10 protein-coding genes and 1 pseudogene are annotated in these 14,681 nt (G+C 58.2%); 4 read left to right on the top strand and 7 right to left on the bottom strand.

Annotation, left to right across the window (positions count from 1 at the left end; all coding sequences use genetic code 11):
* Positions 1 to 118: 118 nt before the first annotated feature.
* From HDE78_RS17685 to HDE78_RS17660, 6 genes are all read right to left on the bottom strand, one after another.
* Positions 119 to 1,615 carry a YadA-like family protein gene (locus HDE78_RS17685; protein WP_179481929.1) on the bottom strand — a complete coding sequence of 499 codons (1,497 nt, stop codon included), beginning with the start codon at positions 1,613 to 1,615 and terminating at the stop codon, positions 119 to 121.
* Positions 1,616 to 1,765: 150 nt separating this feature from the next.
* Complete coding sequence (locus HDE78_RS17680) at positions 1,766 to 2,152, bottom strand: hypothetical protein (RefSeq protein ID WP_179481927.1); 387 nt, start codon at positions 2,150 to 2,152, stop codon at positions 1,766 to 1,768.
* Between the two features lie 67 nt (positions 2,153 to 2,219).
* Complete coding sequence (locus HDE78_RS17675; RefSeq protein ID WP_179481925.1) at positions 2,220 to 2,456, bottom strand: hypothetical protein; 237 nt, start codon at positions 2,454 to 2,456, stop codon at positions 2,220 to 2,222.
* A gap of 323 nt (positions 2,457 to 2,779) precedes the next feature.
* A complete protein-coding gene (locus tag HDE78_RS17670) occupies positions 2,780 to 3,355 on the bottom strand; it encodes a hypothetical protein (RefSeq protein ID WP_179481923.1) in 576 nt (191 codons plus the stop codon).
* Between the two features lie 15 nt (positions 3,356 to 3,370).
* On the bottom strand, positions 3,371 to 5,137 hold the full coding sequence (locus HDE78_RS17665; RefSeq protein WP_179481921.1) for a type IV secretion system DNA-binding domain-containing protein: 1,767 nt from the start codon (positions 5,135 to 5,137) through the stop codon (positions 3,371 to 3,373).
* A gap of 1 nt (position 5,138) precedes the next feature.
* The gene (locus tag HDE78_RS17660; RefSeq protein ID WP_179481919.1) at positions 5,139 to 5,417 is read right to left on the bottom strand and encodes a hypothetical protein; all 279 of its coding nucleotides are present in this window, start codon (positions 5,415 to 5,417) and stop codon (positions 5,139 to 5,141) included.
* Positions 5,418 to 6,328: 911 nt separating this feature from the next.
* Between HDE78_RS17660 and HDE78_RS17655 the strand changes: the two genes are divergently transcribed.
* The 4 genes from HDE78_RS17655 to HDE78_RS17640 all read left to right on the top strand — a co-directional run bounded on the left by HDE78_RS17655 (position 6,329) and on the right by HDE78_RS17640 (position 13,432).
* The gene (locus tag HDE78_RS17655; RefSeq protein ID WP_179481917.1) at positions 6,329 to 10,063 is read left to right on the top strand and encodes an RHS repeat protein; all 3,735 of its coding nucleotides are present in this window, start codon (positions 6,329 to 6,331) and stop codon (positions 10,061 to 10,063) included.
* Positions 10,063 to 12,036 carry an RHS repeat protein gene (locus tag HDE78_RS17650; protein ID WP_179481915.1) on the top strand — a complete coding sequence of 658 codons (1,974 nt, stop codon included), beginning with the start codon at positions 10,063 to 10,065 and terminating at the stop codon, positions 12,034 to 12,036. Before HDE78_RS17655 ends, HDE78_RS17650 begins: the two co-directional genes overlap by 1 nt.
* A gap of 94 nt (positions 12,037 to 12,130) precedes the next feature.
* A complete protein-coding gene (locus HDE78_RS17645) occupies positions 12,131 to 13,000 on the top strand; it encodes a CPBP family intramembrane glutamic endopeptidase (RefSeq protein ID WP_179481913.1) in 870 nt (289 codons plus the stop codon).
* A gap of 102 nt (positions 13,001 to 13,102) precedes the next feature.
* Entirely contained in the window at positions 13,103 to 13,432 is a 330-nt protein-coding gene (locus tag HDE78_RS17640; RefSeq protein ID WP_179481911.1) for a hypothetical protein, read from the top strand.
* Between the two features lie 52 nt (positions 13,433 to 13,484).
* On the opposite strand, the pseudogene HDE78_RS17635 reads toward HDE78_RS17640, so the two are convergent.
* Positions 13,485 to 14,616, bottom strand: a pseudogene (locus HDE78_RS17635) (IS3 family transposase).
* Positions 14,617 to 14,681: the final 65 nt, after the last annotated feature.

Raw genomic sequence — 14,681 nt, 5'->3', positions numbered from 1 at the left:
TCGTGATCGGGATTTCCCGGCATTGCACGTCAAGGCCCGTTGTCCCCCAGCAAATGCCGGCAGACAACGACAAAGACCGGCGAAGTCCGACAATTGCCGGGCTTCGCCGGTGCACTCATCACCAGCTGTATCCAACACCTGCACCCATCGTCCGCTCGTAGCCAGAGATGGCACCGTGGATCGAAAATGACACGCCGCTGTTGAGCACATGGCGATAGCCGACGGCGACCGCACTGTGGCCTCCCGCGAATCCCGCACCGACAGCCATGCTGTTGTCGCCGATGAAGTTGCTGGCCATCCCAGTGGCGGCACTACCTTCGGCCGCCACACGCGCCACGGCCTCACCCAGCTGGCTGAACTTCCAGTCGGTGTAGGCGTTCGCTTCGTGCAGCGCCGCCGCGGTCTGTGCATCGGTGTAGCTCTGCGCCCACGACCGCACCTGTTGTACCTGCGTGTCGGTGTAGTCGTCGGCGGTCCTCACGGCGGCCTGCTGGGCGGCCTGCACCTGGCCGACGTTGGCGGCATCGGTGGCGGCCGACCCGGCGGCCAGATTGTGGATCTGCGTGCCGTCTGCACCCGCCAGTGTCACGCTGGTCTTGCTGCTGCTGTCGTAGTTCACGGCCAGCGGATCGCTGGTGCCGGCGGGGCCTTGCGGGCCGGCGGGGCCGGCGGGACCAGCCGGCCCCGCCGGCCCGGCCGGGATGTTGTCCACGAGGGTGTTCACGGTGTTCAAGCCGTTGTCCAGCGCGAGCAGCGCGCCGCCCACGTTGTTGTAGGTGCCGACCGCGCCCAGCGCCGTCAGGACATACGATGGGGCGGTGAACACACCACCGTTGAAGGTGGCGCCGCCGCCGAATGTCGCCAGGCCCGGCGTCAGCTGCTCCACGTTCACCGCGTCGTTGCTGTTGATGCCGTCGGCCACGTTAACGATGCGGCGCGTGTTCCCCGGACTACCCACGCTCACAGTGTCGTCTTCGTCCGCCACGCTGTCCATGCCGATGGCGACACTGCACGCGCCGGTGGCCTGTGCGCCGTAGCCCAGCGCGATGCTCTGCGGGCCGGTGGCCGCCGAATCCGAGCCCAGCGCGATTTCGCCGGTTCCGCCGGCACTGCCAGCAATTGCATCGTCGCCCATTGCGAGCGCATCGGTGGTGGTGGCCTGCGCATTGAAGCCACCGGCGACGCTCGATGAACCATTGGCCGTGGCCTGCACGCCAATGGCCGTGCTGAAGACGCCGCTAGCCGCCGTTAACTCGCCTACGGCCGTGCTGGCCATCCCACTGGCCGTAGCCTGCTGGCCGATGGCTGTGCTGGACATGCCGCTGGCCTGCGCGTACTCGCCCACGGCCACGCTGGCCGTCCCGCTGGCGGAGGCGCTTATACCGAACGCATTCGAATCGACGCCGGTGGCCTGCGCACCGTTCGAATTCGTGGCGGTGGCCGCGCAAGGCGTCGGGTTGCCCTGGGAGTCGGTACCGCCTGTACACACGGCAGCATACCCACCAGCATCGGTCACTTGCGTGCCGGTGGTCTGCGCGTGGACTGACGCTGGTGCAAGGCAGGCTGCGATCGCAGCTGCCACCGCAGCAGCCGTAAACATTGGAATGTGTCGCATGGGTGGGTCTCCTTTTGATGTCCCACCCGTTGCGAGTTTTCGCGTTCAATGAATCAAACCGCTGAGTGCTGCTACCTCACATACAATTACTTTTGGCTATTCGGATTTGGCTGTGGGCCACCACATAGCATGGTGGTCATGCGTTCCTGGTCAGTACTGCCGAGGGAGCGCTACCGGCTCGCCATTGGCGTCGATAACGCCGTAGGACAGCGATCCGAAACTACGCATGTCTGGTTCATTGCGCATGGCCTCGGCGGTCATCGGGATGACATCAAAGTCGTCGATGGTCAGCACGCGCTGCCCCGCCTCGTTCCTGGCCCCTTCGCGCAGCCGCCGCACGATGAAACCACCGTCACGCACAGGCGCCCGAGTGCCATTGCGAAGAACGATCCACAAGCAAAGACCGTCGACGAAGATCCTCTTGATGCCGTCACGGGCCATCTCGGCCGCTTCGGCGACCGTGGAGAAGAAACCGTAGTAAACCTCAACCTCGAAGTCCTCCGCTTGCCATGTGGTGACGGATTGATAGGTGCTCATTTCGCTTTTTCCTTTGAATGTGAAAGCAGATTTTGGTGTGGTGGCCCACAGCCAAGCACGGATAGCCTTACCTTTCTCCTGCGATGACGCGGCTGTGGTAGGCATCGATCATGGCCACTAGCGCTTCTCGGCGGCGCATGTTTGTGTTGTCCATGATTTCTTCCAGCTTCCCGAAGGTCTCACTAGACAGCAGAAGATCAAGGCGTCGCATCTTGGGCCCTGACGGATCACGCTTCAGATACCGCATGCGCATCGCCTGGCGAGTCTTCTTTAGAGTGCTGCGATTTACTGGGCTGTAGCTCATGTTTGGATCTCCCGATGGCTTACCAGCGACGGCGACGGCCGCGCGTAAGGCCTGCGATGACAAAGACGATGACTATTCCAGCGCATGCGAAAACAAGCGTCGCAGGCAACCCAAGGTGCCTCACGATTTTGAAGATCGTCGCGTAGATGAGGCCGTGGATGATGGAAGAGAGCAAGGCGTGAAGCATCGTGGTTGGCTCATTGGTGATGACGCACGCCACGCACGATCCGGCGGACGTGTCATGCAGGGGATATCGAACTGTCGCGCGTCCCGGATCTCCGTCCACGACGAGTTCTCACCTATTGGATGTTTTCGCGATCACGTCAGAGCATCACCGGCAGCGCTGTGGCCACACCCGCCGCCATTGCTGCCATCGCGGCAACCAGCATCAGGCGTTCATGCCGGTCGGGCCAAACAAGTGCGACCTTCGCTGTAAAGAATCCGGCGGCGACGGCTATGCAACCGACAGACGCTGCGACGGCGTTCCCACTGAGCAAAGCTTCGAGCAGTGCAATGAATGGAATGAGGCTGGCCACCAACGCCACACCCGCACGTGCGTGTTCATTGCCCTGTCCATGACCAGCGGCCGCAAGGCCGACCAAGCTGGCACCCGCCGCAGCGGCCGTCACCGCAGCACCATGGTTCGTGATATGCGCCAATGCCAGCCACGTGAGCGCTGGCCACGCCACAAGCGGCATGGCGACCCGAAATAACCAGCGGATTGCCGCACCTTGTCGTCCAGCCAGCATGGGTGCGAACAGCTCCATAGTTGCCAGCAAAAGTGCGATGCCGATGGCCGGCCCGGTAGGCAACACAATGTCGAAATAGAGGAACCCGATCCAGCACAGAAGTGCCGCAACAAGCAACCGGATCAGGAAACCTTCGAGCGCGTTTTGCATATTCAGTCTCCAGGATCACAGGAAGTTGAGAGGGCCGTTTTCAGCGTTCATCTGCTCGGCCTCAGATTCCGCCTCGTCCCCCTCGTCATCGAACCCAGAAGGAAAACCCGCAGCCGATCCTTCCGAGGCTGGCTGCACGAGCGCAGGCGCTGCCGTAGGCAAAGAACCATTGCGCCAGGTTGCAGACTCGATAAGCCGTGCGGCACCTGCACTGCGAGCTTCGGGGAACGACTGCACCAGCTTGCCGAGCGTGTCTTCGATGTGGATGACCAGTTCGACGCCCACCGGCGGCTCCTTTCGACGCACGCGTAACCCCATCAGCTCACCTGGGTGGATGACGGGATCGCGCACCACCTGCTTTGTCTTTCCCTGCACGGCACCACTTTCGGCGGTCGAGTTGATCCGCATGACTTCCCGCTCACCCACACGCTTGCAGACTGCCTCGGCGGTCTTGTCGCTGCTGCGCATGTAGATCCGAGTGGACTGCATGGCAAGCATTGGCGCGGCCTTCTCACCGCCCACCTTCGCCGACAACTGGGATTCGTCCTGCAACGCCGTGACCATCCGCATGCCACGCGATCGGCCCAGCTCCGCAATCTGCTGAATCTTCGCAAGCGCCGTTGCACCAAGCTGCGGAAACTCGTCGAACACACTCCAATATCCGCCTGCGGAGTCGGCACTGATTTCCGGCAAGAGAGGACTCGATGCGATGGCTGCTACGCTGGCGAGCATCGCGCCAAAGATGCTTTCGCAAGCCGTCTGGTAGACCGTATGGCTGTTCAGCACAACGATTTGCACGTCGTCATGGGCTTCCCGTAATAGCCAACGCCGAAGACTAAAGCGCTCCCTGTCGCTGTCCGTAGCGTCCAGCGCGGCATAGTTAAGAAGCCACGTTGTGCCGGTAGCCATGACCGACAACACAGCCTTTTCGCCCTGCGTCAATTCATCCGCGTCGATGAACGCACTTGGCATGAGCGTTTTTATCTGGGCATTACCCTCTGCAGCGCGACGGATGAGCGTGAAGGGATCGCCGCTGAGCGAACTGGCAAGATCCTTCCAGCTCCATACAAAACCATGACGCAGTTCCGCGCGGATCAGGCCGGCGATCACCACACCCGCACCATCGTGGAAGACCTTGTTCTGACCTTCGCCTCGACCCGCGACGCTTGCACCGAACTCGTCTGCGAGTGCCGGGCTGTCAATGTCGGCACTCGCATCCCACACTGCCGCGCGTTCATCCCACGGGCCAAGAAGAACCGTGCACTTCGCGTTGTAATAACGCTCGATAAAGTCCCCTTTCGGGTCATGCAGGATGATTCGATCACCGCGAGTAATAGCCTGGTCGATGATGCTCGTCAGTAGCACCGTCTTGCCGCTACCTGGCAGACCCACGGCATAGACATGCCCCACTTCGCGTGACCGGGCTAGATGGACGCCACCGATTTCGATACCGCGCACACCTCCTCTCTGCTGCCCAGCACTGAACTGCTTTACCTCTCCCTCCTGTAGCGCCCGTACCGCAGCGATTGGATCGGAGTAATAGCGCGCTCCACGACTGTGCGAGTCGCGCTCCTGCGTGCTGGCCAGCCAGCCGCCAAGAGCCGCGCCACCACAAGTGAGACAAAAAGCGATGGCGCTCTGCACGAAGCCCCATCCCCCAGCAGCGAACGTCGGAATCAGTGACGGCATGCCAACCGCAAAGGGCGTCGCAACAGCCAGCCCAAGCGACGCGCCAAGTACTGCACCGGCCGCGATTTCCTCGATGCGAACCTTGATCTGCATGTCAGGCCTCCTCACCCTTCGGTCGATGGGCAATAAGCATCAGCCGCAACGCGACCTGCATCCGCAGTAGCAGTGAAGGTCGTAGCCAGCGTGCGCATTTACGCCATCGGCGGCGCTTGTGCTGGATCAATGCCCACAGCACATAGGTTTCGCGTGCGTCCTCGTCCATCGACGCCGGGAATACGCCTGGTGCCTCGAAGCGGCTCAGCCACGCGTGCTCCTCGGCCGATGTGGGAATGCCGTGATCTGTGGTTTCGTAGTGGTGATATTCATCCGACACCCTCGTCGCTCCTATGACTGCGGAGCGAAACGCCCCACCTATCTATTAGGAGTTTTCGCGGGCTGCCTCCTGCCCATTACTCTCAGAAAGAAGCTGTCGCTGCTGGCGTTCGGACGAGCGCGGCTTTGATAAATCGTGTTGACAACTACCCGCCTAGCGGTAGCAGAATACGCGCACGACTCATCGCCGCAACGGCAATCAGTCATCCATAGGGGATAGTGATGATACGGACGTTTTCGTTTGGGCGCGTAGCGAGGCAGGCGGGCCTACTGCGCGCGCAGCGCTTTTATAGCGGCTGCCGATCGGCGCCAATAAAAATATCACTGTTCTCCGCTCACATGTAGCCGTGTGAGTCTTTTCCATGGCTGAGGGCCTTGTCAGCTTTCCTACGCTGCTCGTGCGCGTTGCCTACGACTCCAACGATAAATCGATCAAACGCTATCGCGTAACGACTCTAGACATTTACCGCTCAAAATCCTGTGTGGGGGGAACCCGTGTTTAAATCTCGATTTAAGATAACTCTTATGACCGCCTGTCTATTTTTCGGCGTGTCGCAAATCGCGATGGCGCAACAACTGGATGGTCCGCACTCCTCCGAGCAAATTAATGGCCCTCCTCCTACTACTACTCCCTTGCCACCAGTAGTTGTAAACGAGCAGGCCTACAAACCGTTTGATATATCGTCCACGTGGGGACAAGGTTTTTCCCTAACGCCAGGCTCCGCTGGCCTGATCAGCTGGACTAATGGTCACCTGTTTTCCTTCAACAATCCCAAAAACTCTTCCACCGACCCTAAGAAGGACCCGAATGGCGGTCCTTGTAGCGGAAATTATCAAGGAGCTCCGATTGATGTAAGCAAAGGCACCAAACTGGAGACGTACACCCTCTTTTCATTGCCTGGTGAGATGGGGTTGAAATACGAGCTTTATTATCATAATCGGGGGATCAATCCTTGGTCGGACGATTCCTACTATTCGCTGGACACGGCCTGTGGCTATGACCCCAATTACAACGGCGGTCCTTGCCCAGGCGTCAAGTTTTATCGTGCCGATGGATCGACCATCCTTTTCAATGGGACGGCAGGTAAGGGCCCGTTTACCGAGAGCGGTGCCGGTAATCTGGCGACGCTAACCTACAACAGCGCCTCGGCTACCTACACGCTGCAGGACGAGGATGCTACCACCAAGGTTTTCAGCAGCACCGGCGCCCTGATATCCACGAAGGATGCCTCCGGCATTGGTTGGACGTTTAGCAGCGCTCAGGCCAACGGCATCTTGACACTGACGATTACACACACCAACGGTCAGTCCATGACGATCGCGCAGGGGCCTGGTGCAACGACAGTCGTCAACGGCAAGTCCGTTTTTACGTCGCCGGTGGTAGTCACCGACCCCGCGGGCAATGCTTACACGCTGCACCAAACGCAAGCGAACTACGATTCTATTGCGTTTCCGGGCTCGCCAGCGACCACGATCAACTTTAAGTACAACGCTACTAGCTTCTACGGCGGTCTCAGCGAAGTCGACTACAACGGTACGCCCTACGCGTACACGTCGTATCGAACGGATACCAGCGCCTTCAATGGATGGGCAACCAGTACCTATCTCGCGGATGGCAGTCAGAACATCAGCATCAATTATGCGACCGACAGCGCCGGCAACGTCCAGGCGACGGTCACCAATCCTTTAGGTCATCAGGCCGTGCAAACCTATGATGGCACCTATGGCACGGGCGGCAGCTATAACGGCCAATTGAGTTCGGTCAGCAATAATGCGGTAGCCGACTGTGGCGCGACGGTGAACTCGCGCCAGTACGACAACAACGGCAATCTGTCGCAGACGGTCGACAACAACGGCAATGTGCACACCTACACGTACGCGGCGAACGGTCAGCTGCAGACAGAGACCGAAGCCTATGGCACATCGCAGGCACGCACCACTGACTACGTGTGGGATCCCAACGCGCAACTTAACCGCCTGACGAGTGCGACGGTCGAAGGCTGGTCGAAGACGGCCTACACGTATAACGCACAGAACCGCGTGGCCTCCGTGTCGGTCACCAACCTGTCGGCCAACGGCACCGCCAATCAGACGCTCACGACGCAGTACAACTACACGCTGTACGCCAACGGCATGGTGCAGACGATGTCGGTGACCCGCCCGTCACCGAACAACAGCGATACCGATGTGACGACCTATGACACGCTGGGTAACGTCAGCTCGTTTGCCGATGGTCTAGGTCACACGACGACGTATAGCAATTACAACGGTCTAGGTGAGCCACAGCACGTTGTCGGTCCGAACGGGGACGCTACTGATTTCGTGTACGACGCGCGTGGTCGCATCAGCACCAAAACAACGCATCCCAATGGCACCGCCGCAACATGGACCTATACCTACGACGGCTTTGGGCTGCTCTACACGCTTACCACGCCGGATAATGAGGTGACCACCTGGAATCGCAATGCGGAAATGATGGTGCAGACCATCACCCATAACGATAAGGACGGTACGTCGACCGAGACGTTTGGGTACGATCCTAACGGGGATGTCACCAGCCATATCGTGACGCGCGGCAGCGACGTCGGCCTCAAAGAATCTGCCACCTACGACGCTCTGGGTCGGCTGTATCAAAAGACCGGTAACAACGGCCAGACGCTGACGTACGCCTATGACGGCAACGGCAATGTACTTTCGACGACCAACGCCGTTGGGCATGTGATCAACTACCAGTACGATCACCTCGATCGCCTCACGCAGACCGTGGAAAGCGGCGGCGCGAGCCCCTCGATACCCACGGCAGCACCGACGCTCAGTGCGCCAGCGAACAGCAGCAACGGCAGTTATACCGTCAGCTGGACGGCCGTGAGCGGCGCCACGAGTTATATCCTGCAGGAGCAGGCCAACGGCGGCGCATGGACGACGATCCAGAACAGCAGTGCCACCAGCGTGGCGCTCAGCGGCAAGAGCCCCGCCACCTTTGGTTACCGCGCCCAAGCCTGTACCAGCAGCGGCTGCGGCCCATGGAGCAATGTGGGCAGCGTGATCGTGACGCAGGTGACCGGTAGCATTGACGGCGTCTCCATCGACGGGTCGGGCAATGCCACCGTGACGGGCTGGGCGTGTTCCACAGGCATAGCGCAGTCGATCAGCGTGGATCTGTATCTGGGTGGACCGGCCGGCACGGGTACCGACATCGGGCGTTACACCGCCAACCAAACCAGCGAGCCGGCGGTCGCCAGTGCCTGCGATGTGAGCAGCGGCAGCTACCGCTACAGCATTCCACTATCCGTCGCTACCCGCAGCCAATACGCCGGTCAGGCGATCTATCTCTACGGTATTTCGCCGATAGGGGCCGCCAACCTCGCCCTGGCCAACGCAGGTAGTTTCCAAGTGCCGGTGAACGAGCCTGCCGGCGCGCCGACTCTGAACGTCCCGACCAGCGCCAATGTGAGCTACTACACCGTGAGCTGGAGTGCGGTGAGCGGCGCCACTAGTTACACCTTGCAGGAACAGGTGAACGGTGGCGCGTGGGCTACGGTGCAGAACAGCGCAGCGACCAGCTGGGCGGCCACGGGCAAGAGCAACAACACCTATGGTTACCGCGTGCAAGCGTGCAATAGCTCCGGGTGTGGTGCGTGGAGTGTCACGGCCTCCGTGACGGTCGCCATTCCGCCGATACCGGCCAGCGCGCCGGCGCTCAGCGTACCAAGCGCCAGCTACACCGGCGGCTACACGATCAGCTGGGGCGGCGTGAGCGCGGCGACCAGCTACACCTTGCAGGAGCAGGTCAACGGCGGCGGATGGAGCACGGTGCAAGCGAGCGCATCGGCCAGTTGGAGCACCGCCAGTCGGGGCGCCGGCAGTTATGGCTATCGGGTACAGGCGTGCAATGTCAGCGGTTGCGGCCCCTGGAGTGGCACCGGTACGGTGACCGTTACGGCGCCTACCGCCGCTCCCGCCCTGAGCGCGCCAGCCACCAACGCTACCGGCAGCTACACCGTGAGCTGGGGCGGCGTGACCGGCGCGAGTGCCTATCTCCTGCAGCAGCAGGTCAACGGCGGCGGCTGGACAACCCTGCAGAACTCGGCGGCGGCCAGTCTGGCGGTCAGCGGCGAAACGAATGGAAGTTACGGCTACCGGGTACAGGCCTGCGACGCCGTTGGCTGCGGGCCGTTCAGTGGCACGGCGACAACCGTGGTGACCATTCCCGTGCCTCTCTCGATCAATGGTCAGTCGTACACCGAGAGCTATGCCATTTCTAAAGCCAGCGGAAGTGCGTCGATCGGTTTCGAAATCGTGAGCGGTACGACGTGGGATGTTTGGGGATCTAAGCCCAATGCAACGCATGCCGTGCTGATTTCGGGCGCCGTGCCAGCTACGGCGGTCACCGTCCAGTACGTCTGGACGCTTATCGGCCCGCCTGCGGGTGATTCGGCGTCCACAGGTACGTTGGTCAATCCTGCTGCTTCACCAGTAGCCATTACGAGCAATCCTTCCAGTAACTATGTCACCAGTTTGTACACCGCGTCGTCCAACGGCAACGGTGAGCAATATCAGTTGACGGTGACTTTCTTCAATGCGGCTGGAGCCAACGTGTCCAGCTCGACCTGCACGCTCACGGCGAAAGTGGTGGGGACGAACTGATGAAACCACGTCTCATCACACCGACCGTGCGCGGCACCGGATACTCAAGGAAGGAAACCATGGCCGCCCCGAAGACATCGCCACTCGCTCTCAAGCTATTGCCAGCAGCGTTACTGATGGCGCTTTGCTCACCTCCGCTACTCGCCCAGAGCGTCACCACGGTCATGACCTACGACGCGGGCGATCACGTGACGAGCGTCACCGATCCGCGTGGTCTCGTCACGAGCTATACGCACGACGGTCTGGGCCACCTGCTTCAACAAGTGAGCCCGGATACGGGCACCGTCACTTACGCCTACGATGGTTACGGCCGGCTGGCCGGCATGACACGCGCCGATGGGGTCCAGACCACCTACGGCTATGACGGCATCAACCGCCGTACCACCGTGAGCGCCGGGGGGCTGACCCAGACCTACGCCTACGACAACTGCACCAACGGCCTGGGTCGCCTGTGTTCGGATAGCGACGCCACAGGGGCCACATCGTATAGCTATACGCCGGAAGGCTGGACCGGCGGGCGTGGCTTTACCATGGGCAGCACGACGTATGCGCTGGGCTTTAGCTATGACGCCATGGGTCGCGTGACCGTGGTGAATTACCCCGACAGCAACCAGGCCGTTTACTCCTATACCAATGGCGCCGTCGCTAGCGTCAGCCTTAAGGTCGCAGGCACCTCCGTCAATGGCGCGACGGCTATTACGTACCGCCCCATGGACATGGCGATGTCCGCCTGGACGTCCAGCAATGGGCTGGCCAACAGCCTGAGCTACGACACGGACGGGCGGCTGACGGGTATCAATGTGCCGGGCAAGCAAAGCCTGAGCTTTACCTACGACGCGGCCGATCGCATCACGCAGATCACCAACGGCATCGATAACACGCTGACGCAGAATTTCGGCTACGACTACGTGTCGCGTCTGACGTCGGTGTATTCCAGTGTAGAAAACGAAAGTTACCAGTACGACGCGAACGGCAATCGGAACACGGGGACCGTCAACGGCGTCACGCAGACCTACACCTACAGCCCTACCAGCAACCAGCTGACCGGGATAAGTGGCGGCGCCAGCACCCAGTACGGTTACGACGCCAACGGCAACACTACCCTGGTCAACGGGGCATCGAGTTATCAGTACGACCCTTATATCCGACTCGACGCGGCCGGCGGTGCCACCGACTATGTGAACCCGGAAGGTCAGCGCCTGCGCAAGATGGGCGGCTCGACCGGCACCACCTACTTTGCGCCCAGCACAGATGGCACATTATTGGCCGAGGACGACAACGGTACCTGGGTCGACTATGTGCGGTTGAACGGACGACTGATCGGTCGGATTAGCGCCGGCCAGGTCAGTGCCATCCACGACGACCAAGTGGGGCGCACGGAGGTGGTGACGGATGCCTCGCAGAACGTGATGTGGCTGGCGCAGAACTTCCCGTTTACGCAGAAGGTGACCACGGCAAACATTACGTTGAACCTGGGTTTTCCGGGACAGTATTACGATGCCGAAAGGCAAACGTGGAACAACGGCTATCGGGACTATAGCTCAGGCTTAGGTCGTTATATAGAGAGTGACCCCAGCGGATTGATGGGAGGCATCAATACCTATGCCTACGTTCTCAGCAACCCGGTGAGCAGCGCCGATGTTCTAGGTTTGCAGGACGATAGTGTTAAAAAGCAACAGGCTGAGAACGCTGTTCAGGGTGCGACGAATCTTACTTCCGCAGCGGTACTCACTGACGGCGAGGGTGCGATTGGAGATGTCGGCGGGGATCTTGCTGGCGGCGCAATCGCCATTAGTAGTTTCCAAAAATCCATGGCGCAAGCGGATTATAACGAACAAATGGGCACTGGTGATCCACAAGACCATTTATATTCTCAGTTTGCCGGAATAGATTGGTCTCAATACGGCAGTTCATTTGAGCAAGCTTGGAAGGCCTACTTACAGAAGAAATTGGGCAAAAAGAAATGCCCCTAAGCCCCGATGGCGCAAGATGTCACGCGTCATCAAGCTAGGCTATAAGTGGAATAGCATTCGCTCGCATCTCTCAGATAGATAAGTGAACTAACACATGTCGCTATGGTCAGTGCTACAGATAATTTTTAAGCCATGGCCATACCGACTTTTGCTATTAGCAATAGCAATAGCAGCATTATTTTTTCTGTCAAAGAAAAATCAAATAGTTGAAGAATGCACCGAAATCAAAGCGAAGTCTTTTGGTTTTACATTATCTATCTGTGCTGGTTTGGCTGCATCAGCGACGGCATTAATAATTTATGTTGGGCTTGGATGCAAAACTAATCCTGACCCGCTCGTACTTGAGGTTTGGGGGGCAATAAATTGGCATTTTTACATTGAAAGCGTTTTCTTCGAAATCGCGCTAGCGCTAGTAGTCATAGCTTTGATGCGAGGGCGACCCTGGAGAAGCATTTGGGTAGCGATGCCAAAAACGTCTTTTCCATTAACTTTAACTATTATTCTCCTTAGTTACTTATCCCTTCATTATGTAATAAGGCCTTTTTGCTCTTATATTTTAGACGCTATAAAGAATAATTTTTACAGTGACTTGAACGTAAATTCAATTTCCTATCTCATGCCTAAAGAAGTGGCAGAGTTAAAAGTTATCTCTCTAGAACTGGGTCGTTGGGGCGGAGTGTGGATCCTCATTTGGATAGGATTTATTGAGCCATTAATCGAAGAAATTTTCTTTCGTGGCGTGCTATTCAAAGCTTTATTGGAAAGGTCTTCTGCGATGACCGCGATTTTAATTCAGGCCATCCTATTTGCGTTGTTACACCTTGAGCTAAGCCGAATTCTATACCTTTTTCTTCTTGGCGTTTTTCTTGGAATACTTGTTAAGAAAACATCTTCTTTAATACCGTCTATGCTTGTACACATATTAATTAACACAATGGCCATATATCCAATAATTCTTCACTGATCGATGCGCAAAATACGTAAGTAAATTTTAATAATTAGTTATTCAAAAAAATTAACAAGTTACAGTAAAATGTTATTTGTTTAGACATATGGGGAATGTGTAGTGGCAAAATTAATTAATGGGGCTATAGGCTTTCTTGTAGTATTCATTTGGATATGGATCGTCGCACACCTTAGTCGATATTTTCCTAATATTGCCTCAGCATCTTCTTCCAATATTGCATCAGGACTTGGACATGGTGGCGGTTCTTATTATGTCGTCGCCCTTCCTTTCGTCGGTGCTGCATTTTTGATTTTTCCTGATTTTTTTGTTGCTCATTTCAGTCCATTTTCAAAATTTTCCGGCGAGCCAGTACTCAGTCAAGGCTTTTGGTATTTGTGCGGTTACTTTTCTTTGATTATCAGCTGGGCGTTATTGCAGTTTTTTAAATAAGCTTACGCTCCGTGACATCACGCAGTAAGTGATCCTGTCGACTTCCCATAAATCAGTGCCACGCTAAATTAGAGGTTGCCGGGTCGTTCTGAAGGCGGAATTCGGCGGGCGGCAGCCCGCCAAGGCTGTCGTGGGGAATCTCGGTGTTGTAGTCGGCCAGCCACTGCTCGGCCTGCTCACGTACTTCGGTGAGATTGCGGAAGACGTGCATATCGAGGACGCCGCGCCGCAAGCTGCCATTGAAGCGTTCGATGAAGCCGTTCTGCATCGGCCGGCCCGGCTCGATGAAGTCCAACGTGATGCTTTTGCGTTCTGCCCACTCGGCCAACGCCAACGCAACAAACTCTGGGCCATTGTGCCCCGAGGGCAGGCTACGCGCTCCAAGCGCAACTTGGTGGGATAGCCACGCCAGGCCGCGATACGTTCCAACGTGCGAATGACGCGCGTGGCAGGCAGGTTGAGATCGATTTCGATCGCCAGTGCTTCGCGGCTGAAATCGTCGAGCACATTGAACGTCCGAAAGCGCCGTCCGTCCCACAAGGCATCGGACATGAAATCGATCGACCAACTGCTGTTGATCTGCTCGCCGGCCACCAAAGGCATGGGATGCCGGTTAGGCACGCGTTTCTTGCCGCGGCGGCGGCGGTTGAGTTGCATCAGGCAATACACGCGCCACACCCTCTTATGATTCCATACCAAACCGCGACGCCGAATCAGCTGAAAAAGCTTGTCGAAGCCGCGCTCAGGAAACCGCTCAGCCAACTCGGCGAGCAGTGCGATCACTTTCTCGTCCCGATCCGGCCGGCGCCGGTAGCGCGCCGTTGACCGAGACAGTCCCATCGCCAAACAGGCCCGACGCTCGCTCCAGCCGTGGTGATTCATCAACCACGCCAGCAACGGGCGCTTGTGCGCCGGGTCTACAGCTTTTTTGCGATGAGATCCTTCAACGCGTGGTTCTCCATCGCCAGTTCCGCATACATCCGCTTGAGCTTGGCGTGCTCTGCCGCGACGTCACGCAGTCGCTGCACGTCCGAGGCCTCCATACCGCCGTACTTGGACTTCCAGACGTAATAGGTGGCGTCTGAAATACCCAGCTCGCGGCACACATCCTTAACCTGTCGACCGCTCTCGACCTGCTTCAGCGTCGCGACGATCTGACTCTCGGTGAACTTGCTCTTGCGCATCTTTGGTCTCCTTGGGGCTAGTTTGCCCGGAGACCTGCAGTTATGCCTGGATCAAGATTACGGGG

It is taken from the genome of Rhodanobacter sp. K2T2 (assembly GCF_013408815.1).
GTDB lineage: Bacteria > Pseudomonadota > Gammaproteobacteria > Xanthomonadales > Rhodanobacteraceae > Rhodanobacter.
This window is presented reverse-complemented; position numbering and strand designations above follow the sequence as displayed.